Origin of the sequence: Desulfovibrio sp. Fe33, assembly GCF_028532725.1 — a bacterium.
Lineage (GTDB): Bacteria > Desulfobacterota > Desulfovibrionia > Desulfovibrionales > Desulfovibrionaceae > Pseudodesulfovibrio.
Map to the genome: position 1 here is coordinate 126,188 of NZ_JAQKGU010000001.1, position 21,771 is coordinate 147,958.

General features: G+C 58.9%; 19 protein-coding genes. 12 read left to right on the forward strand and 7 right to left on the reverse strand.

Annotated features, from left to right (window positions below; translation table 11 throughout):
* Nucleotides 1–36 precede the first annotated feature (36 nt).
* From PSN43_RS00605 to PSN43_RS00630, 6 genes are all read right to left on the reverse strand, one after another.
* On the reverse strand, nucleotides 37–810 hold the full coding sequence (locus PSN43_RS00605) for a ParA family protein (protein ID WP_272698770.1): 774 nt from the start codon (nucleotides 808–810) through the stop codon (nucleotides 37–39).
* A gap of 238 nt (nucleotides 811–1,048) precedes the next feature.
* Nucleotides 1,049–2,056, reverse strand: coding sequence for an NAD-dependent epimerase (locus PSN43_RS00610; protein ID WP_272698771.1), 1,008 nt, complete (start codon nucleotides 2,054–2,056; stop codon nucleotides 1,049–1,051).
* 349 nt (nucleotides 2,057–2,405) lie between these two features.
* Nucleotides 2,406–3,128, reverse strand: coding sequence for a hypothetical protein (locus PSN43_RS00615; RefSeq protein ID WP_272698773.1), 723 nt, complete (start codon nucleotides 3,126–3,128; stop codon nucleotides 2,406–2,408).
* Nucleotides 3,129–3,130: 2 nt separating this feature from the next.
* Entirely contained in the window at nucleotides 3,131–4,357 is a 1,227-nt protein-coding gene (gene coaBC, locus PSN43_RS00620) for a bifunctional phosphopantothenoylcysteine decarboxylase/phosphopantothenate--cysteine ligase CoaBC (protein WP_272698774.1), read from the reverse strand.
* A gap of 1 nt (nucleotide 4,358) precedes the next feature.
* Nucleotides 4,359–4,820 (reverse strand): hypothetical protein, encoded by a 462-nt coding sequence (locus tag PSN43_RS00625; RefSeq protein ID WP_272698775.1) that lies wholly within the window; start codon nucleotides 4,818–4,820, stop codon nucleotides 4,359–4,361.
* Between the two features lie 40 nt (nucleotides 4,821–4,860).
* Entirely contained in the window at nucleotides 4,861–5,547 is a 687-nt protein-coding gene (locus tag PSN43_RS00630; protein ID WP_272698776.1) for a hypothetical protein, read from the reverse strand.
* A 158-nt stretch (nucleotides 5,548–5,705) separates the two neighbouring features.
* Between PSN43_RS00630 and queA the strand changes: the two genes are divergently transcribed.
* The 6 genes from queA to PSN43_RS00660 all read left to right on the forward strand — a co-directional run bounded on the left by queA (nucleotide 5,706) and on the right by PSN43_RS00660 (nucleotide 10,270).
* Nucleotides 5,706–6,788: a tRNA preQ1(34) S-adenosylmethionine ribosyltransferase-isomerase QueA gene (gene queA, locus PSN43_RS00635; RefSeq protein WP_272698777.1), complete on the forward strand. Its 1,083-nt coding sequence runs from the start codon at nucleotides 5,706–5,708 to the stop codon at nucleotides 6,786–6,788.
* A 42-nt stretch (nucleotides 6,789–6,830) separates the two neighbouring features.
* Complete coding sequence (locus PSN43_RS00640; protein WP_272698778.1) at nucleotides 6,831–7,064, forward strand: 4Fe-4S binding protein; 234 nt, start codon at nucleotides 6,831–6,833, stop codon at nucleotides 7,062–7,064.
* A gap of 1 nt (nucleotide 7,065) precedes the next feature.
* Nucleotides 7,066–8,136 carry a 3-methyl-2-oxobutanoate dehydrogenase subunit VorB gene (locus tag PSN43_RS00645; protein ID WP_272698779.1) on the forward strand — a complete coding sequence of 357 codons (1,071 nt, stop codon included), beginning with the start codon at nucleotides 7,066–7,068 and terminating at the stop codon, nucleotides 8,134–8,136.
* On the forward strand, nucleotides 8,137–8,907 hold the full coding sequence (locus tag PSN43_RS00650) for a thiamine pyrophosphate-dependent enzyme (protein ID WP_272698780.1): 771 nt from the start codon (nucleotides 8,137–8,139) through the stop codon (nucleotides 8,905–8,907).
* The gene (locus tag PSN43_RS00655) at nucleotides 8,907–9,449 is read left to right on the forward strand and encodes a 2-oxoacid:acceptor oxidoreductase family protein (RefSeq protein WP_272698781.1); all 543 of its coding nucleotides are present in this window, start codon (nucleotides 8,907–8,909) and stop codon (nucleotides 9,447–9,449) included. The genes PSN43_RS00650 and PSN43_RS00655 overlap by 1 nt, the downstream gene beginning before the upstream one ends.
* A gap of 374 nt (nucleotides 9,450–9,823) precedes the next feature.
* Nucleotides 9,824–10,270, forward strand: coding sequence for a hypothetical protein (locus PSN43_RS00660; protein ID WP_272698782.1), 447 nt, complete (start codon nucleotides 9,824–9,826; stop codon nucleotides 10,268–10,270).
* 257 nt (nucleotides 10,271–10,527) lie between these two features.
* Here the strand turns inward: PSN43_RS00660 and PSN43_RS00665 are convergent, their stop codons facing one another.
* Complete coding sequence (locus PSN43_RS00665) at nucleotides 10,528–11,697, reverse strand: homocysteine biosynthesis protein (protein WP_272698783.1); 1,170 nt, start codon at nucleotides 11,695–11,697, stop codon at nucleotides 10,528–10,530.
* A gap of 369 nt (nucleotides 11,698–12,066) precedes the next feature.
* On the opposite strand from PSN43_RS00665, the gene PSN43_RS00670 reads away from it, so the two are divergent.
* From PSN43_RS00670 to PSN43_RS00695, 6 genes are all read left to right on the forward strand, one after another.
* Nucleotides 12,067–13,365, forward strand: coding sequence for a DnaA ATPase domain-containing protein (locus PSN43_RS00670; protein ID WP_272698784.1), 1,299 nt, complete (start codon nucleotides 12,067–12,069; stop codon nucleotides 13,363–13,365).
* Between the two features lie 147 nt (nucleotides 13,366–13,512).
* On the forward strand, nucleotides 13,513–14,682 hold the full coding sequence (dnaN, locus tag PSN43_RS00675; RefSeq protein ID WP_272698785.1) for a DNA polymerase III subunit beta: 1,170 nt from the start codon (nucleotides 13,513–13,515) through the stop codon (nucleotides 14,680–14,682).
* The gene (gene gyrB, locus PSN43_RS00680; RefSeq protein ID WP_272698786.1) at nucleotides 14,683–17,076 is read left to right on the forward strand and encodes a DNA topoisomerase (ATP-hydrolyzing) subunit B; all 2,394 of its coding nucleotides are present in this window, start codon (nucleotides 14,683–14,685) and stop codon (nucleotides 17,074–17,076) included.
* A gap of 242 nt (nucleotides 17,077–17,318) precedes the next feature.
* Nucleotides 17,319–19,766 (forward strand): DNA gyrase subunit A, encoded by a 2,448-nt coding sequence (gene gyrA / locus PSN43_RS00685; protein WP_272698787.1) that lies wholly within the window; start codon nucleotides 17,319–17,321, stop codon nucleotides 19,764–19,766.
* Between the two features lie 6 nt (nucleotides 19,767–19,772).
* A complete protein-coding gene (locus tag PSN43_RS00690) occupies nucleotides 19,773–20,597 on the forward strand; it encodes a tetratricopeptide repeat protein (RefSeq protein WP_272698788.1) in 825 nt (274 codons plus the stop codon).
* A 62-nt stretch (nucleotides 20,598–20,659) separates the two neighbouring features.
* Nucleotides 20,660–21,769 (forward strand): glycosyltransferase family 4 protein, encoded by a 1,110-nt coding sequence (locus PSN43_RS00695; protein WP_272698789.1) that lies wholly within the window; start codon nucleotides 20,660–20,662, stop codon nucleotides 21,767–21,769.
* Nucleotides 21,770–21,771: the final 2 nt, after the last annotated feature.

Below are 21,771 nucleotides of genomic sequence, written 5' to 3' on the forward strand. Positions count from 1 at the left end.
GATCATCAGGGGCGGCGCGGATGGAAAAGAACCTGCTTAAGCCCCGGCCGTAGCGCTACGCTCCACTTCCTGAGCCAGGGCCAGATACGCCTCCGCTCCCCGCGACTTGATATCATAGTTGATCACGGGCTTACCAAAGCTCGGAGCCTCGGAGAGACGCACGTTCCTTGGAATGATCGTCTCGAACAGGTGTTGAGGGAAAGCCTTCCGCACCTCATTCTTCACCTGCCACGAAAGTCTGTTGCGTGAATCGTACATGGTCAGAACCACGCCGAGGATATCCAGCCCCTGGTTGAGTCTTTTGCGTACCAGCTCATAGGTCATGAGCAACTGAGCGATGCCTTCCAACGCATAGTACTCGCACTGCAAGGGCACAAGCAGTTCCGTCGCCGCGCACAAGGCGTTCACGGTCAGCAGTCCGAGGGAAGGGGGGCAGTCTATGAGAATGAAGTCATACTCGCCATCCACCTGCTCGATGAGTTCGCGCAGATAGTATTCACGGCCGAACTTGTCCACCAACTCGATTTCAGCGCCCACCAGGTCCTGAGTCCCCGGCAGGATGTCGAGGAAGGGGACCCCGGTTTCGTAGATTGCCTTATGGATGTTCTTCGGTTCGAACAACACCGTATAGACATTCTCCCGTTTGTCCCCCGGGTAGAAACCCAGCCCGCTGGACGCATTGCCCTGGGGATCGCAATCCACCAGGAGAACGCGCTTTTCCATCACGGACAGGGAAGCCGCCAGGTTGATGGCGGTAGTGGTCTTGCCCACCCCGCCTTTCTGGTTCGCAATCACGATTCTTCTCGCCACAGGACCCTCGCTTTCGAGCTGCACTTGATGCGTTCGAGATAAAGTCGTTTGTTTCACGTGAAACATTCCTTTCCGAAAAACAGCATGTTTCACGTGAAACATCGTCCTCTTGTCGCTTCGAATGTCGTAGGCTGAATAAAAAACAAAGGCAAGAGACGAGGCTTGGAAAAGGAGAAAAGACACAAAAAAGGGCGGCTAAAGCCGCCCTTGATGATCGTGATGATCGAGGTGATCGCCGCTATTTTCCGTAGTATTCGTTGTACCATTCGATGAAATTGCGGATGCCTACCTCAATGGTGGTGTCGGGCTTGAAACCGACATCATTCTGAAGATCGGAGACGTCGGCCTCGGTGGCGGGGACGTCGCCGGCCTGCATGGGCATGTAGTTGAAAATAGCCTTCTTGCCGACCACTTCCTCGATGACTTCAATGTAGCGGGAAAGCTCGACCACGGTATTGTTGCCGATGTTGTAGATCTGATAGGGGACAGAGCTGGTGCACGGATCGGGCTTGTCGCCATCCCATTTGGGATTGGGCACTGCCGTCCGCTTCATGACCCTGACCACGCCCTCGACGATGTCGTCGATGTAGGTGAAGTCGCGACGCATCTTTCCGTAGTTGAAAACGTTGATGGGCTTGCCTTCGATGATGTTCTTGGTGAACAGGAAAAGAGCCATGTCGGGGCGGCCCCACGGTCCATATACCGTAAAGAAGCGCAGGCCGGTGGTGGGCATGTTGTAGAGGCTCGAGTAGGAGTGGGCCATCATCTCGTTGGACTTCTTGGTGGCCGCATACAAGCTCATGGGGTGGTCGACGCCTTCATGGGGATTGAGCGGCATCTTGGTGTTCAGGCCGTACACGGAGGAGCTGGAGGCGTAAACCAGGTGTTCGACGCCGTTGTGGCGGCAACCTTCCAAAATGTTGAGGAACCCGACGACATTGGAGTCGATGTAGGACCTGGGATTCTCGATGGAGTAGCGGACGCCCGCCTGCGCGGCCAGGTTGACCACATGGGTGAACTTCTCGGCCTTGAACAACTCGCTCATGGGTTGTTCGTCCTGAAGGTTGATGTTCACGTGCTTGAAAAGAGGGCTTTGCTCAAGAATTTTGAGACGGGCCTTTTTCAGGTTCACATCATAGTAGTCATTCAGGTTATCAAGACCGACGACTTCATGTCCCTCGGCGGTCAGTCGTTTGGAGAGATGAAAGCCGATGAAGCCTGCGGCTCCGGTCACGAGTATTTTCATATGAACGATCCTTATACCTGGTTTTAGCCAGGTGGTTTACTTGCGATGCATGGTGCGGAAGCGGACAACGCACGCCGCACAAAGCTCATACTCTACTTACAGCCCTAAGGGCAAGTTTTCATAACTTCGCATTGCCGCTTGGGTCGACAAATCACCTGAAAACCCAAGACAACATAAAAAAGTGGGAAATTACGCATAACATACTGGTATACAAGGGGTTACTTACTTTAGCCACATTTCGGCGGACAGCGATTTTCCAAGGAAAATCGACCTCACGTCCGCCGCGGACGTTCTCTCGCGTCAAAACGAAAATATGCGCGAATTTCACCCATATGGGCAAAACGGCCGATCACAGCCGCATGTTGGCGATATTATCAATGGCCATCTGCTGTTCGTGGGGGAGCATTTCGACAAAACGGGACATGGGCGGCAGCCGATGCACTATGACGTTTTGCAAAAGATGCGTGACGGACTCGGGATCGGCGTCGGGAAGGATGACCCGGATAGTCTCCGCGCCGAAACAGATGATATGCGGAGTGTGCCACAACTCCCAGCCGCGCCAGAACATGGAGGCATCGGGTTGGAGCGCGCCGTCGATCAGCGCGGCCATAGGCCAGTAATTGATCGTTCCCGGGGGCCACTTCAGATGAGCCTGGAGATTCTTGAGCACGGAGCGTCGTCTGGGATCGGCCTGGCCGCCGAGATCAAGTCCCAGCTCCATGTAGGTCATGACCACCTTTGCGCCGGGTTTGGTGAAGCGCAGGAAGGATGACCAGGGCGCGGGGAAATTCGGCGTCACGCCGGACTGCGTTTGCGCAGCGGGCTGCGGAGCCTGGGTGGAGTGGGAGGGGCGGGAAACGGGACGGCCGCTCCCGGGTTGGGCGGCAGGATGCTGCTGCGCGGCCGCCTCCCTTGTCCCCGCGGCCGGACGCGAGGAAGACTGGAGGGGCTGCGAAGCGGCTGGACGCTCGGAAGGGCGCGCGGATTCGGGCTGCGCCTCAACGGTCAGCCCGCCGGGAGCGTAGACGAACTCAAGCCCGGATTCGAGCCAGGGCCGGAGCGATTCGCGCACGTTCAGTCGAGAAGAAGGTGATCCCATAGTCTCCATGCAACTTCGGTCTTGGGCAGTTGCGGCCACTGTTCCTTACGGCCTTTGGCGTCCATGACATACATCTCGTTGGTGGCCACGCCGAAGCCGCTGCCTTGGCGGGAGATGTTGTTGGCCGCAATAAGGTCGAGATTCTTGCTTTCGAGCTTTCTCGCCGCCTCTCCGCGAATGTTGTCCGTCTCGGCGGCGAAGCCGATCAGCTTCTGCCCCTCGCGCTTGGAACCGCCCAGCGTCTTGAGGATGTCCGGGTTGGTCTCGAACTGGACGGTGATGCCCGCTCCGGCCGAGGTCGCCTTCTTGAACTTGGTATCGCCGAAAGGCACAGGGCGATAATCGGCCACGGCCGCGGTCAGGCAAGCCATGTCCATATCCGGCCAAAGGTCGGTGCACGCCTCAAACATTTGCAGGGCGGTGGTCACGGGCGTCACGGTCACGCCGCAGGGGAAAACGAGGGAAGTCGGCCCGGCCACAACGGTCACGTCCGCGCCCCGCAGGTAGGCGGCCATGGCCACGCACGCGCCCATGGTGCCGCTCGACGGGTTGGACCAGAAGCGCACGGCGTCCCACGGCTCGCGGGTGGGGCCAAGAGTGACGAGCACCCGCTTGCCCGCCATGTCTTGCGGAGCCAGCGCCTTGAGGGTCGCGACGAGAATCTCTTCCTGGGGCGCGAGGCGTCCGGTGCCGGTGTCGCCGCAGGCGACCGAACCGTCGTCCGGCGTCACCCGGATGTAGCCGAGCTCGCCGAGCATGTCCCAGTTCCGCCTGGTGGCCGGAGCGGCCCACATGCGCGGGTTCATGGCCGGGGCCACGATCCTGGGCCCGGCAAAGGCGAGGGCCTGGCAGGAAAGCATATCGTCGGCCAGCCCGAAGGCGAGCTTGGCCATGGTATTCGCCGAGGCGGGGGCGATGAGCAGGGCGTCCGCGGCCTGTCCCGGCTCAAGATGACCGAAGGCCGTATCCGCTCCGGGAGCTTCGTCGAACATGTCCGTATAGACGGGCGATGCTCCGAGCGCCTCGAAGGAGAGGGGCGTAACGAACCGGGCTGCGGCCTTGGTCAGGGTGGCCGAGACCATGCAGTCCGCCCGTTGCAGGGCGCGCGCCAGATCCAAGGCCTTGTACGCGGCGATGGAGCCCGTCACACCGAGGTGGACGCGCTTGCCCATGAACCCGGCGAATTCATAATGAGGCTGCATGTTACTTTCTCTTCACGTCGCCCGAGTCCTTCACTTCCACCGCGAAAATGGTAGTGGTGGCGGAGGCGAAGGAGTCGTCGATCTCGATAACGCAGCTCTTGTTGTACTTCTCGAAGGTCAGGAACTGCACGGAGCTGGCCTTGTTGTTGGAAACCAGACTCCAGTTGTCCTTGGTCATGTTGTTGATGAAGTATTGCACCAGCTCGGTGATTTCGACCCGGCCCTTGAACTTCATGATCGCAGCGCGAAACTTGGCGTTGTCGAGCTTGTAGGACCCGTCGTTCACGTAGTCGATTTCCTTGGGGATCATGATGTCGTCGAAATCGAGATAGTAGTCCGGCTCCTGCTGCTGTCCGGCGGACACCTGGGGCGACCCGGAAGTGGAAGAGCTGGTTCTGGCGGTGCAGGCGGCCAGCGCGCCGACGATCAGCAGTGCCAAAAGAATTTTGGTGAAAGAGCGCATTATTCTCCCTCCGGGCTGTGCGTGTGGTTCATTCTCTCAATCAGGACGCGGCGTGCCTGAGCCGGTCGATCTTGTCCTGAAGGTATCTTTCCATGTCCCGCCGGTCCTTGCGCAACCGGACGAGTTCGCTCTCGAGTATCTGAAGCTTTGCCTTGATATCCGAAGTGTCGAAGGTCAGCTTGAGGGCCATTTCCTCAATCTCCGCATCCTTCTCCTCTAGCGCCTTGGTCTGCTCGATTATTTCCTCGGGCAATACGGCAGGGCCGGAGGGCAGCTGCTTGATGCGTTTCTGACTGCGGGCGAGAAGCACGAAGGCGGTCTTGAGCTTGTGAATGTCTTCCTGCTGCCGCTCAATGGTCGCCTTCTGATCCGCGATGACCTCCATGCACGAGGTGACGCGGGAAAGGACATCGTTGAAGGTGGCGGCCAGATCGGAGAAACCGTCCATGGACGCAACGGGCTGCCCCGCGCCCGAGGGGCGGGTGTCTACCTCGATGGTCCGGGGAAACTCGCTGTGCAGCCTGTCGTCGATCTCGCTGGTAACGAGACCGTCGCCGTAGAGTCGGGATATGCGCTCGAAGACGACCACGGAATCCTCCGGGTACTTGGTCACGCGTCCGACCTTCCGGCCCCCGAGAAAATCCTTGAACAGAGCGGCGTACCGGCGCGCAGTCGGGGCGGGGATGCGGGTGAGTTTGGCTATCTCAGCCACGGAAAGCCAATTCATGGATATGAAATAACATGAATTCGGCCAAGATCAAGCCCCTGCCGCCGAAAGCTCCCTTTGACCCATATACTGCCGATATCATTGAAAAAGAAAAAGATTCCGTTGAAATTCGAGGTGTTGTACAAAACGAATCGCACAAGGAGATTGGACATATATTTATGGAAATACCCGAAGATTACCGCCTGTCGAGCTACGATTACGACCTGCCCGAGGACCGCATCGCCCAGGAACCGGCCGAACGGCGCGACGGCTCCAGGCTGCTGGTCCTCAACCGCGAGGACCGCTCGCTGACCCCGACCCGATTCACGGACCTGATCGATTTCCTCCCGGAAGACTGCCTGTTGGTGGCCAACAACTCCCGCGTCATCCCGGCGCGCGTCTTCGGCCACAAACCCACCGGCGGCCAGGTGGAATTTCTGCTGCTCACGCCGCTGCCGCTCATGCAGCCGGTGGAGAAGGGCGACTGGTTCACGGCCGAGGCCGAAGGGCTGCTGCGCGCCTCCAAGGGGCCAAAGCGCGGAACGACCGTGTCGTTTTCCGACGACTTTCATCTTACCGCCGTGAAGGCGGGCGAATTCGGCCGCTGGAAGGTGGAGCTGCGCTGGAAGGGCGACCTCAAGGCGCTGTTCGACGCCCTCGGCCATCTGCCGCTTCCGCCCTACATCAAGCGGCCGGACGGCAAGGCTGACCGCGAGCGGTACCAGACCACCTATTCAGACACGTCCAGAACGGGCTCCGTGGCCGCTCCGACGGCCGGACTGCACTTCACCCCGGAATTGCGCGAACGGATCAGGGCCAGGGGCATCGAGTGGGCCGAAGTGACCCTCTACGTCGGCTACGGAACCTTCAGCCCGGTGCGCTGCCCGGACATCCGCGACCACCGGATGCACGCCGAATACATCGAGGTTTCCGACGCCACGGCGGAGGCCGTCCGCCGGGCCAAGGCCGAAGGACGCCCCGTCATCGCGGTGGGCACCACCAGCGCCCGCACGCTGGAAGGGATGCTTCGCGAAGCGGGCTCCATCCGCCCGTTCCACGGAGAAACGGACATTTTCATATCGCCGGGCTATACTTTCGGAGTGGTCGACGGTATCCTCACGAACTTCCATTTGCCAGAATCGTCGCTCATCATTATGATCTCGGCTCTTGCTGGTAGAAAAACCATTCTGGATGCATACGCGTTCGCCCTGGAAAACAACTTCCGTTTCTTCTCCTACGGGGATGCGATGCTCATCCTGTAACTACGGCAACATTTTCTCATTATTAACAGAACTGGAGTAAACATGTCTCGAATTGAGGTCCAGGAAGATCGGTGCAAGGGGTGCCTGCTCTGTACCACCGTCTGTCCCGTCGACATCATCGTCCAGTCTGACCGGTTCAACGTCAGCGGCTACAAGGTCGCCGAGGTGCCCGAGGCCGACAAGGACAAATGTACCGGCTGCGCATCCTGCGCCCAGATCTGCCCCGACGTGGCGATCAAAGTGTACAGGACCCCAAAGAAAAAAGGGGATAAGTAGCATGAGCAAGACATCAGAACGCATCTTCGTCAAGGGTAACGAAGCCATCGCACGCGGCGCACTGGCCGCAAAGTGCAAGTGTTTCTTCGGCTACCCCATCACTCCCCAGAACGACATTCCCGAGTTCATGTCCTCGGCCATGATCAAGGCCGGAGGCGACTTCGTCCAGGCCGAATCCGAAGTGGCCGCGGCCAACATGCTGCTCGGCGCGGGCGCCACCGGCGTCCGGGCCATGACCTCCAGTTCCTCGCCCGGCATCGCCCTCAAGCAGGAGGCAATCTCCTACATGGCGGGCAGCGAAGTCCCGGCGGTCGTCGTCAACATGACCAGAGGTGGGCCAGGCCTGGGCGACATCGGTCCTTCCCAGGGCGACTATTACCAGTCCACCCGAGGCGGCGGGCACGGCGACTACCGTCACTTCACCCTCGCTCCCGGCACTGTGCAGGAAGCCTACGACCTGACCATCCGCGCCTTCGACATCGCCTTCGAACACCGTACACCGGTGCTCATTCTGGGCGACGCCATTCTCGGCCAGATGAAGGAACCCATCGTTCCCTGGGAACCCGAGAACGTCGACGAAAACGCGGGCGGCGACTGGGCCATCAACGGACGCACCGGCGGCCGTGAAAAACGGCTCATCAAGTCCCTCTTCCTCGAAGAAGGCGCCTTGGCCGGACAGAACAAACTGCTCAAGGCCAAATACGACTCCTGGAAGAGCATGACCGAGGCCGAGCAATTCGAGACCGAGGATGCCGACCTTATCGTCTGCGCTTACGGCTCCATCGGCCGCATCGCCAAGTCCACGGTGCGCAAGTTCCGCAAGGAAGGCAAAAAGGTCGGCCTGTTCCGGCCCATCACCCTGTACCCGTTCCCGGAACAGGAACTCAAGGCGCTGGCCGAGCAGGGCAAGCGATTCCTCACCATTGAGCACAACCTGGGACAGATGGTCGACGATGTCCGCCTGGCCATCAGGACCATCGCGGACTCCGACTTCTACCCCGTCTACCCCGGAAACCTGCCCACCCCGGATGAGCTGGAGGAGCCGATCCTCAACTGCCTGGAGGGTAAATAAATGACCGAAATGAACGAAAAATTGGTCTTTGAAAGGCCCGAAAGCGTCATCGACCGGCCCACCCATTACTGCCCGGGCTGCCATCACGGCATCGCCCACCGGCTCATCGGTGAGTTGCTCGACGAAATGAACCTGGCGGAAAACACCCTCCTGGTCACCTCCATCGGCTGCTCCGTCTTCCTCTACAACTACCTCAACGTGGATGCAGTGGAAGCGCCGCACGGCCGCGCACCGGCAGTGGCCACCGGCGTAAAGCGCTCCCGGCCCGACAAATTCGTCTTCACCTACCAGGGTGACGGCGACCTCGCCTCCATCGGCATGGCCGAAATCATGCACGCCGCCAACCGCGGTGAAAAGATGTGCGTCGTCTTCGTCAACAACACCGTCTACGGCATGACCGGCGGCCAGATGGCCCCGACCACCATGATCGGACAGATCACCACGACCACTCCCGCCGGACGTTGCCAGACGCACGAAGGCGCGCCCATCCGCATGACCGAAATCATCGCCTCCCTGGGCGGCGTGGCCTTTGCCGCGCGCGGCGCGCTCAACTCCGTGGCCAACATCAAAAAGGCCAAGAAATACCTGAAAAAGGCGTTCGAGTTCCAGCTCAACAACACCGGATTCGGATTCGTCGAGCTGCTCTCCGGCTGCCCCACCAACTGGAAAATGACCCCGCTCAAGGCCAACGAGCGAATCGAAAAGGAAATGATCCCATACTTCCCCTTGGGCATCTATAAAGACGTTTCCGAGGAAGGGGGTGTCTGCTGATGCGCTATATCGATTCCATCATCGCGGGCTTCGGAGGCCAGGGCGTCATGCTCATCGGCAACCTCCTCGCCTACGCGGGCATGAAGGACGGCCTCAACGTCACCTATATCCCGGTCTACGGCCCCGAGATGCGCGGCGGAACCGCCAACTGTACCGTGGTGCTCTCCGAAGAGGACATCGGGTCGCCCATCATCCTCCGGCCCAAATCCCTCATTGCCATGAACCGGCCGTCCCTGGACAAGTTCCAACAGCGCGTGCAGGACGGCGGCATCCATATCATCAACTCCTCCCTCATCGACATGGAGCTGGCCGATACGGAACGCCTCAAATGCTATGACGTGCCGTGCAACGAGATCGCCGACGAACTGGGCAACACCCGCATGGCCAACATGGTCGCCATCGGTGCCTTCGTCCAGGCCTCGGGAATCATCCCCCTGGATGCCCTGATCGGCTCTCTCGAAAACGTCATATCCCCGCGCTACCACAAACTCATCCCGGCCAACGCCGAAGCCATCAAGGCGGGCGCAAAGCACGTCGCCTAGATACGCGGATAGCCATTCACATCAAAAAGGCCCTGTCGTTCCGGCAGGGCCTTTTTGCGACCTAGCGGCCAAAGCGCAATTGGGCGAAAAAGCGGCACCTTGCCAAAATAACGCGCATGGCATTGAGCAACATTCAATTATCCGGTATGCCGTTATAGGTGCGTCTTCTCTGGTCAAGCCTAATCAGGAACGATGACGGCGTTACCGATAGCCGTCCAAAACGGAATGCCGCCTCTATTTGATGCCAGGGCAATAATCCGCACGGGCTGAGCCGAAACACGGAGTTTCGATTTTTGCGGCCCTCGGGACTCATTGTAGAAGGCGTCGGGGAATTCTCGCACCAACAATATCAATAACAGAAATAAGGAGCCCCTATGAGATGCGTTCTGTTTTTTATCGCCGCCATACTGTGCTTCGCACAGGGCGCAATGGCCGAGGACGGACCGATCACCGCTACGGAAATCGTCCAGCGTGAAAAGAAGATGTGTACGGATTTTAACGATGGGAAATTTCACTCCACCGAGCAAACCATTACACTGTATGACTTCACCGGCGACGGCCGCCCTGAGACTATTGTGGATGCGTCGCAATTTTCCTGCTCGACATCCCTCACCATGTGGGGCGGCACCGGCGGCACCTTGTTGTGGGTCGTTGTGGACGGAAAACCATACGAGTTTCTTGCTCACGGATGGAAGGTCGTGGACATGGACGGAACCAATGTTCTTTTGCTGGCGGTGCATCCTTCGCAGTGCAGCGATAACGTCGTTCCCTGCTATCGCGCTTATGTCTGGAGCAACGGGGCATTCCATACAACACGCTGATTGGGGTGCACTATAGACACACCCCCAAAATTCTCCCGTATGGGGCTCATCCTTTCCCTTCCGACACTTTTGCAGTCACCTCGCGAAAGAAATAGAAGAATCTTCACCCTCAAACAAAAAGGCTGTCCCAAGAGGGACAGCCTTTCCAACTTGCACTGTGCGCACCTGCCGAAGGCACACAAAAAGTTTTGGAAGGGGAGTCCAGAGGGGAAACCTCTTTCAAGAGGTTTCCCCTCTGGCCGCCGGAGGCATTCTTATTAATAACTCGGGATATCTTCCTGCTTTTCGGTCAACAGGAATTCGCCCTTGAGTATCCATTCCTTGAGCTTGTCGGCCACTTCCAGGGACATTGCGTGGGAGGTAACCGGCACGGTAGAGGTCTTCTTTTCATTGACCGTGATTTCACCGCTGCGCAGTTCCTCAAAGGTCACGCGGGTGACCTCGCGGGGGATGCCGTTGGGATAATCGTAGCCATAGTCCTTGACGGGCATGGATATGTCGGCGTTGGACACGCCGGCGAACCAGGCCATCTCCTCGTTGAGCATGGGGATGGGAATACCCACGCCGAGCGCCAGGGAAACGCCGTAGCCGATGATGGACTGGGCGCGCACGTAGCGGGCTTCCATCTTCTTGAAATCGCCCTTGAGCATGAGAGTACCGGAGCCGCTTTCGGGGATGCCGCGTTCGTTGCGCTTGGGCTTCTGGACGTGCTGTGTGCCCTCGCCGATGACGTAGCCGATGCCGCCGCCCAGGAAGATTCTCGTGCCCAGGCCGATGGTCTTCAGGTACGGATCGTTGAAAAGCGGGGAGAGCTCGCCGGAGGTGGCGTAGTTCACGTTCGACGCGTTCGCCTTGAGGGGGCCCATGTACGTGTAAATGGTCCTGTTGGTGAGGTTCACGGCCGCGTTGTAGTTCTGGTAGCAGTTGCGCGGGTTGAGCATGACCGCATTGGGCAGGTCGGCAAGGGTGATATCCTTGTCCAGTTCGCGCCGCGGGTAGCAGTCCGTGCCGTAGGCCTCGGCCCGCAGATGCACGGCCTTACCGCGCAGCAAATCCTCCATGACGTGCGCTCCGCCATAGGCGAAGCGTCCGGGATGGACCTTGTTCAACGGATCGTCCTCGGCGGACTCTGTGGCCCCGAGATACGCGTCCACGGCGGCCAGGCCGCTGTAGCAGGGCACGTTGTTGAGCCACAGCTTGGAAACCTTCATGACCGGCGGCTGCTGGCCTATGTTGAAGATCAGACCGGAGGAGCACATGGGAGAGAAGGTGCCGGTGGTGACGACGTCCACTTCCTGAGCGGCCTTGACCTTCCCTTCCTTCCTGACGATCTCGACCATCTCCTCGGCATTGACGACCACGGCCTTGCCCTGGCGAATGCGTTCGTTGATCTCGCTGACCGTCTTGTTCACTTTGAATTCTGCCATTTGTATCCTGCCTTCGCCCCCTCGCGCGAACAGCGGCCGGGGGTGTTGTTCCGTGCTTGAAGTCAACCTCTTGTAATCCAAATTCGCCGGAAGGAAAACCGACTTGTTGATCTGCCCGGAAAGCGTCTGTTGATAACTCCAAAATAAGAGGAAAACTCCTTGTTTTCCTCATGTTATCAACAGATGTTCGAGCAACGGTAGAAAACGGTGTTTCGAATACGTCAAATAAGGGAAAAAATGGCGGAAAAGCTTGGCTTCCGGCCCATTTTGGAGTATAGAATCACATTAATTTCGGGAGTTTTTTTAGACTCGTTTTTTTGTTTTTATAATACTTAAATTTCAACTAGTTACAAAAAACACCATCACATCGTGAAAGATTCACTACGGCAACACTTCCTCCAGACCTGCACGGACGAGGAATTAAAGCGCTGGTTCGACCCTCTGTCCTTCGACTACTCCGAGGAAAACAAACGGCTCACCATCGGTTTTCCCCATTCTTTTTTCGCCAAGTGGTTCGAGTCGGACATTCAGGACAAGTTCGAGGCGCAGCTCAATCTGTTCCTGGGAAACGGCTACGTGGTCAGCTACAAGGACAGCGAATCCGCCGACCGCTCACGCGGTGTCCAGGTGGCCGACGTGGTCAAACGCATCGACTTTCCCTTCGGCCAGGAATTCACCTTCGACACCTTCCTGATAAACAAGAAGAATTATTTCCCCATCGCCTCCGCCAAGGAGGTGGCGAAGCAGACGGGCTCCCTGTTCAACCCGTTCATCATTTGCGGGCCGGGCGGGTCCGGCAAGACCCATCTGCTCAAGTCCGTGGCCAACGAGATCAGCAAGAAGCACGACTATTCGACCATCTTCATGGGTTCCCTGGAGGAACTAAACTCCCTGTACTCAATCCGGTTCAAGGGCGACCCGTTCAAGGCGCGCAACCACCTGTTCGAATACAATTTCCTGTTCATCGACGACTTCCACAAGATCAAGGAACATCCCCATTTCCAACAGGAATTGGTTAATATATTCAATCACTTCTACGACAACAAAAAACAGATGGTCCTAGCCTGCCGGGAGAAAGTCACCAGTTACGACTTCCTGGACGACAACCTCCAGTCGCGTCTGGGGTGGGGGCTGATCGTCACCCTCAAGGAGCCCGACCTGGAAATTCGGGTCGGCTACATCCAGCGTCAGGCCCGGGCCAAGCGGCTGACTCTGACGAAGGAACAGGTGCTTACGCTGGCCCAGCGGTTCACGGACTTCCGTTACCTGCAAGGTATCCTGCTCAAGCTTTTCGCCTTCAAGGAACTGGTCAAGCAGGACCTCTCGCAGAAGGATTTTGAACACATCCTGGCCAACACCGAGGAAAAGACCACGGACGACCTGACGCCCAAGAAGATACTCAGCGTGGTGGCCGAGCACTTCAGCGTTCACGTGAAGGACCTTACGGGCACCAAACGGCACCAACATATCGCCCACGCCCGCCAGGTGGCCATGTACCTTTGCCGCCAGATGTTGAACACATCCTACCCGGCGCTGGGCAGGGCCTTCGGCGGAAAAGATCACTCGACGGTCCTGTACTCGGTCAAAAAAATCGATCAATTACAGGAAGATGACTTCGAATTGAAACAACTGTTGAAAACGTTGAAGAATAAATGTCGCATGTCGTGACAATTGGCGGATTGAACCGATTCACGCACTTTCGGTTCGTAAATGATAACAAACAGTGTGCTTAAAAAAATCAATAAAAATAATGACTTGATTCCAAAAGGAACAAAGGAACCGAGGTAATAAATCTCAATCAAGGAGATATTTTTTATGTTTCTGAAAGTGAACCGAGATGAAATCATCGAAGGACTCCAGAAGTCGGCGAACATCATCCCGGCCAAAACCGGTGCAGCCTTCCTGCGGACCATCTGGCTCCAGTGCGAAAACGGGAACCTGAACATCATGAGCACCGACTCGAATCTGGAGTTCATGGGATCGTACCCGGCAGCCCTGGAAGGGGAAGGTTTGGCCGGCGTGCAGGGGCGCGCCTTCTACGACCTGGTGAAGCAGCTCAGATCCGATCAGGGGGAGCTTACCATCCATACGGATGACGCGAATCAGAACGTGCTGGTTGAGCAGAAGGCCAGAAAGTACAAGTTCCCGGTCAACGATCCCGAGTGGTTCCAGAAGTTCTCCTCCTTTCCCGAGGACGGCACAGTCTACTGGTCCGGCGATTTCCTTCATGAGATCATAGACAAGATATCCTTCTGCATTTCCGATGAGGACTCCATGGAGGCCATCGCGTGCATCCACATTGTTCCGCGCGAGAAGGACGGCAACAAGATCGTCGAAGTCTGCGGCCTGAACGGGCATCAGTTCGCCATGCTCGATTTCGTCAACGACGACATTTACGCGATGCTTCCCGAAGAGGGCGTGCTGATCCAGAAGAAGTATCTGTCCGAACTGAAGAAGTGGCTGACCGCCGATGAGATCGAGTTGGCCATTTCCAACAAGCGGCTCTTCTTCCGCACCGGGGACAAGCGGGAAACCTTCACCTTGCCGCTGTCCTATTACCAGTATCCGAACTACAACAACTTCCTGGCCAGGCTGAACGACGACAACGTCTCCACCCTTGAGGTCAAGCGCCTCGACCTGGTGGACGCCCTGTCCCGTGTGGCCCTGTTCAATACCGACTCCAACCGCTGCGCCTACTTCACGTTCGGCGAGAACGAAGTAACCGTGTCCGCGCAGGGCCAGGAGACAGGTACGGCCCGGGAGTCCATCGACGCCGTCTTCTCCGGCGACATGGAGCGGATCGCCTTCCCCACGCGGAACCTGATCGAGATACTCAACCATTTCAATTCCGAGACCGTGAAATTCACGCTCACCGGCACCGAGGCCCCCTGCGGGCTGACCGGAGTCGACGACAAGGATTACATAGTGATCGTCATGCCCATGATGATCCAGGAAGAGACCTACTATACCGAGGAAAACGCATAAATGAGCGAGAAACAGTACAACGCCGAGTCAATTACCGTTCTAGAGGGACTCGAGGCCGTTCGGAAACGCCCGGCCATGTACATCGGGTCCACGGACATCCGTGGCCTGCATCATCTGGTCTACGAAGTTATCGACAACTCCATTGACGAGGCCATGGCCGGGTACTGCGACAAGATCAAGGTCACCCTGCACATGGACAACTCCTGTACGGTCACCGACAACGGCCGCGGCATCCCTGTGGACATCCACCCGAAGGAAAAGGTTCCTGCGGTTCAGTTGGCCATGACCACGCTGCACGCGGGCGGCAAGTTCGACAACGACTCCTACAAGGTCTCGGGCGGCCTGCACGGCGTGGGCGTGTCCTGCGTCAACGCCCTGTCCGAGTTCATGGAGACCACGGTCAGGCGTAACGGCCGGACCTACCGCATGAAGTTCGAACGCGGCCACGTGGTCGGCGAGCTGGAGGAGATCGGACCGTCCGATTCCACCGGCACCACGCAGCGGTTCAGACCCGACGAGGAAATTTTCGAGGTCAATCAGTTCGAATACGATGTTCTGCGCAAGCGGTTCCGCGAGCTGGCCTATCTGAACTCGGGCCTGGAGATCGAGTTCAAGGACGAGAGGTCCGGCAGTGCCGAGAGCTTCAAGTTTGAGGGCGGCATTACGCAGTATGTCAAGGACATCAACACCAACCTGAACACCATCGGCGAGATAGTGCACGGTGTCGGCGAGTCCGAGAACATGATTGTCGAATTCGCCCTTCAGTACACCTCGGGCTACAAGGAAAACACCTACACCTTCGCCAACAACATCCGGACCATTGAGGGCGGTACGCACCTGGCGGGCTACAAGACGGCCTTGACCAGGGCCATCAACAACTACGTCCAGAACGCCGACCTGCCGAGGAAACTGGTCAAGAAGCTGACCGGCGACGACGTCCGCGAAGGCCTGACTTCGGTCATCTCGGTCAAGCTGCCCGATCCGCAGTTCGAGGGCCAGACCAAGACCAAGCTCGGCAACTCCGAGGCCGCTGGTCTGGTGGCCGGCGTCATCTACGAGAAGTTGAACACCTTCTTCGAGGAGAATCCCAAGGAAGCCCGGTTCATCATCGAGAAGGTCGTGGACGCGGCGAGAGCTCGCGAGGCCGCGCGCAAGGCTCGGGACCTGGTTCGCCGCAAGGGCGCCTTGTCCGACAACGCGTTGCCCGGCAAGCTGGCGGACTGCCAGTCGAAGAATCCCGCCGACTCCGAAATCTTCATCGTTGAGGGTGATTCGGCAGGCGGCTCGGCCAAGCAGGGCCGCAACCCCAAGATTCAGGCCATTCTTCCCCTTCGAGGCAAGATTCTGAACGTGGAGAAGACCCGCCTGGACAAGATGCTCGGAAACAAGGAAATCCGGGCCATGATTACCGCCTTCGGCATAGGCATAGGCCATGAAGAGGACGAAAAGGACTACGACAAGCTGCGCTACCACAAGATCGTCATCATGACCGATGCCGATGTGGACGGCTCGCACATTCGTACCCTGCTCCTGACCTTCTTCTTCAGGCAGTACGAAGAGCTGATCCACCGAGGCCATATCTACATCGCCCAGCCGCCGCTGTACCGGGCGAGCAAGGGCAAGTTCGAACGGTTCATCAAGGACGACATCGAGCTGGACAACTTCCTGATCGAGCGCATCGGCGGCGACCTTTCCGTGAAGACCGAGAAGAACGCCGTGCTGGAAGGACAGCGGCTGATCGAGGCCATGGAGAAGATTCGCTTCATGCGCGTCCGGTTCAACGAGGCGGAAACCGTGGGCATCGCGCCCGACCTGTACATGAAGCTCATGGAATTCCCGGAGCGGATTTCGTTCACCTATTTCGAAGAGCACGATCCCGAAATATTCAAGAAGAATTTCGAGACCAACGGCTACAAGGTCGAGATAGAGACGGAACACGACCATGAGCAGGATAAGGACCGCCTGTATCTCGCGTTCGAGAACGACAACGGCCATCGCACGCGCCTGGCCATGGAGTTCTTCCATTCCAAGCTCTACAGAACGGCCTACAAGACCTATGGAGAGCTCAAGGAGGCTTGCGGCGGGTTCGAGTTCGCCCTGGACATGAAAGAGGGCGAGAGGGTCGTTTCCGGCATTTTCGCGCTGTATGACGCGGTCATCGAGGAAGCCCATCGCGGCTGGCAGATCCAGCGCTACAAGGGTCTGGGTGAAATGAACCCGGAACAGCTCTGGGAAACGACCATGGACCCGGAAAACCGGACCATGCTCCGTGTGACCGTCGAGGACGCGGCTGCGGCCAACGACATATTCATCGACCTTATGGGCGACAACGTGGAACCGCGCAGGGAGTTCATCGAAAAGAACGCCCTGGCCGTCCAGGATCTGGATATCTAGTCAAGGCTTCGGCGGGAGTCGGGGAGCCGCGAAGAGGCGGACCCGGCCCTTGTTCAGAGGCTAGGCGAACAGCCGACGGATTTCAGTTTGCGAAAAACCAGCGCCGCCGATGTGTGTCCGGGCGAACCGGCCCGGCGGCGAGACAAAAGTTTGGGAGATTCCCGGCCCCCTTTGTCAAAGGAGGTCCGGGCAGCCGGAAGCAGCCCCTGCCGGGGACCGGCATCCCAGGAGGCAAGTAAGGAATGAGTGATACAATCACCATCGAAAGCGAACTCAAGAAAAGCTATCTTGAGTATTCCCTGTCCGTCATCATCGGACGCGCCATCCCGGACGTTCGCGACGGGTTGAAGCCGGTTCACCGGCGCATCCTGTACGCCATGTACGACCTGGGCAACTACCACAACAGGGCCTACAAGAAGTCCGCCCGCGTGGTCGGTGACGTCATCGGTAAATACCACCCGCACGGCGACTCCGCGGTCTACGACGCGTTGGTGCGTATGGCGCAGGACTTTTCCATGCGCGACATGCTGGTCGACGGCCAGGGCAACTTCGGTTCCATCGACGGCGACTCCGCGGCCGCCATGCGTTACACCGAAGTCAGAATGGCGAAGCTCTGCTCGGAGTTCCTCGGGGACATCGAAAAGAACACCGTCGATTTCTCGCCCAACTACGACAACACCCTTCAGGAGCCTTCCGTCCTGCCCACCAAGGTGCCGAACCTGCTGCTCAACGGCACCACCGGCATCGCGGTCGGCATGGCCACGAACATCCCGCCCCACAACCTAGGCGAGCTGATCGACGGTTCCATCCACCTGCTGGACAATCCCGACTGCACCATCGAGTCCCTGATGATGCGGGTCAAGGGACCTGACTTCCCCACAGGCGGCACCGTATTCGGGGGCCAGGGACTGATCGACGCCTACACCACGGGCCGAGGCTCCATCAAGATTCGCGGCGTTGTGGAGATCGAGGAAGCCCGCAAGGGACATAAGGAAGCGATCATCATCAGGGAGATTCCCTACGCGCTCAACAAGTCCACCCTGGTGGAAAAGATCGCGGCGCTGGTCCATGAGAAGAAGATTGACGGCGTAGCCGACCTGCGTGACGAGTCCGACCGCAAGGGCATCCGCATCGTTCTGGACCTCAAGCGCGGGGCCATTCCGGATATCATCATCAATTCGCTCTACAAGTACACGCCGCTGGAAACCAGCTTCGGCATCAACATGATGGCCGTCGTCGGCAAGCGGCCCATGCTGCTGAACCTGAAAGAGGTTCTGAGGCACTTCCTGGAGCACCGCCGCGAAGTCATCATCCGCCGGACCAAGTTCGATCTCGACAAGTGCGAGAAGCGCGTTCACATCCTGGAAGGGTTGCGCATCGCTCTCGACAACATCGACGAAGTCGTCAAGCTGATCCGCGCGTCCAAGTCGCCCGACGAGGCCCGCGACGCGTTGATGGTCCGGTTCGAGCTCTCCGAGATTCAGGCCCGGGCCATCCTCGACATGCGCTTGCAGAAGCTGACCGGACTGGAACGCGACAAGCTTCTGGAAGAATTGGCCGAATTGATGAAGAAGATCGAATACTTCAAGTCCATTCTGTCCAACGAGGACGTGCTCAAGGGCGTCATCCGTGACGAACTTTCCGAGATCAAGGAAAACTACGCCACACCGCGCAAATCCGAGCTGCTTCAGGCCGATCTCGACTCCATCGACATCGAAGACCTTATCCCGGACGAGGATACGGTCATCACCTTGAGCCGCCGGGGCTACATCAAGCGCACTCCGCTGTCCAACTACACCGCCCAGAAGCGCGGCGGAAAGGGCATTGCGGGCGTGCAGACCGGCGACGGGGACTTCATCCACACCTTCATGCTGACCACCAACCATCAGCATCTGGTGCTGTTCACCAACTTGGGCAAGATGTTCAAGATCAAGGTCCACCAGGTGCCGGAAGGGTCGCGCTACGCCAAGGGCGGGCACGTCAACAACCTCCTGCCCCTGGAGAAGGACGAGCATATAGCCACCTGCCTGTCCCTGCGGGAGTTCGACGACGACAGGTTCTTCCTGTTCGTTACCCGCAAGGGCATGATAAAGCGGTCTTCCATCGGACTGTACGGCAACTGCCGGACCACCGGCATCCGGGCCGTGAACCTGCGCGACGGCGATCAGCTCATGACCGTGCGGGAGATCGAGCCGGACGTGGACTGCATCCTGGCCAGCCGGGACGGTTCCGCGATCCGCTTCAACATCAACGACGCGCGTCCCATGGGACGCGCGACCGCCGGTGTGAAGGGCATGGCGTTGCGGCCCAATGACGAGGTTGTGGCCTGCGTCGTAACCGGCGATTCCGAGCGCGATCAGATTCTGACCGTGTCCGAAGGCGGCTACGGCAAGCGTACCTCCATCGATCAGTACCGGGTCCAGACCAGGGGCGGAAAGGGCATCCTGAACATGCGCTTGACCAACAAGACCGGCAAGGTCGTGGGCGCGCACATGGTCAACGAGTCCGACGACGTGATCCTGCTCACTTCCCAGAACAAGGTTATCCGCATGTCGGTCGGCGAAGTCAGCCAGACCCGCGGCCGCGCCACGCAGGGCGTTCGCCTGGTGCGCATGGACGCCGAAAACAAGGTTGTTGGATTCGACCTTGTCATGGATGACGACGAAGACCTGACCGAGGTCCAGGCCTAGAGGGCTATGCGAACCATACTCGTGTTGATACTGCTGGCCGCGGCGGCGTTTGCCGCCGCGGCCTGCTCTTCGTCCTCCACGCCCGGCCGGGAGGACATCGAGCGGGCGCGCGAATCCTATTCCAAGGGGTTCTACCTCGAAGCGGAAAAGGATTTCGAACGCTATCTTCAGGTGGAGCCCCAGGGCGCGCATCGCAAGGAGGCGTGGGACCGGCTGGCCGAGATTGCGGTGTCCATCAAGGGCGACTACGATCGGGCCGTGGTCCTGCTTGAAGCCATGTACCTTGAGCTGGGCGACGACCCGGATACGGCCTGGAAGATCATGTTTCAGTTGGGTGAGGTCTATTCTGAGCTTGGCAATACGGCAAAGGCTCTTGAATCATTTGAAAAATGTTTGAATCACGCCCAGGACAACCCCGATCATGTCTACAGGACCCAACTGCGTATGGCGCGGCTGTACAGGTCCATGGGCAGTTACGACCTGGTGGCCGCAACCCTTGAGAACTGCGCGGATTCCGCTGCGGACGATGAGGCCAAGGCCAAGTGCATGTATGAGCTGGCCCAGAGCTACACCTTCATTTCCAGTTGGTCCCAGGCGTCCAAGACCTTGAACGCGCTGCTCAGGCTCGGGAAAATATCCGACGAGACACGGGCGCTCGCGATCTTTCTTCAGGCCGACATAGCCGAGAACGACCGGGATTACGCCAAGGCCCGGGAGCTGCTTGAATCCATTCTGGAGACCTATCCCAACCCCAAGGTTGTGGAGACCCGGCTGGCTCATTTGCCGGTTGTGGAACCGGAGCCGCTGCCCCTGTTGCCGCCCCGGCAGTAGGCCGGTCGCGGGGGCAGTTGGTGTGCGTTGACGGCGTTTCGCTGAAAATTTGAGAGTGACCCGTGAAGATCGCCTTGTGCACCCCGTTCAAACCTTTGGACAACGCGTCGGTTTCCGGCGACGTGACCATCGCCCGCGATCTGCGTGATACGTTGTCCGGGCTTGGCCATGAAGTGGTCTCCGTGCCGTTTTTCCCCGCCAAGGAGATATGGAAGCATCCTTTCAGTTGGCCCGGCGCGTACCGGGCCATGGGGAGGATGACCGAGGCCGCCCGGGGATGCGGGGCATGGCTGACCTACGGCACTTACTACAAGGCGCCGGACGTGTTCGGTCCTGCTTGCGCCGCCAGGCTGGGGATTCCCTACGCGCTTTTCCAGGCCAGTTACGCCGAGAACCGGGGCCGAAAGGCGGCAACATGGCCGGGCTTCCGCCTCAACAGACGGGCCATGCTCCGTGCCGATCATATCTTTTGCAATCGTTTCAATGATCTGAAAGGGTGCGCCAAGTTGTTGCCCCCAGACCGCTATACCCATGTCCGGCCCGGTCTGCCTGAGGGCCTGCTTGCCCGCGACGGGGCTGCCGGAGCCGCGCTGCGCCGGGAGTGGGGGGCGGAGAACGCACGCGTGGTGGTCACTGCGGCCATGATGCGCGCCGGGGTCAAGGCCGAGGGCGTGCGGTGGGTCTTCAAGACTTGCGCCGATCTCGTGCGGCAGGGGAGGAATATCGTCCTCGCCGTGGCTGGAGACGGTCCGCGCAGGCCGAAACTGGAGTCCGAGGCGCAGGCCCTGCTCGGGGAGCGGGTGCGCTTTGTGGGGCTGGTGGACCGCGAGCGGCTCGGCGGCTTTTTCGCCGCCGGCGACCTGTTCGCCTTTCCGGGGCTCAAGGAGAGCGTCGGCATGGTCTATCTGGAGGCGCAGCAGTGCGGTCTGCCCGTGGTGGCCACGGACGACGAGGGCGCGCCCCATGTGGTGGCCCACGGCCGGACCGGGATCATCACCCCGGCGGCCTTGGAACATTTCACCCGGGGCGTGGATGAGCTAATCCGCGACCCGGAGCGGTGCGCGGCGCTGGCCGACAACGCGCCGCGATACGTAAGCGAAGAACACAACGCGCGGCGCAACTACGGCCATGTAGCCGAGGTTCTGCGCCGATTGGCCGAAGCGAGGGCCTGAAC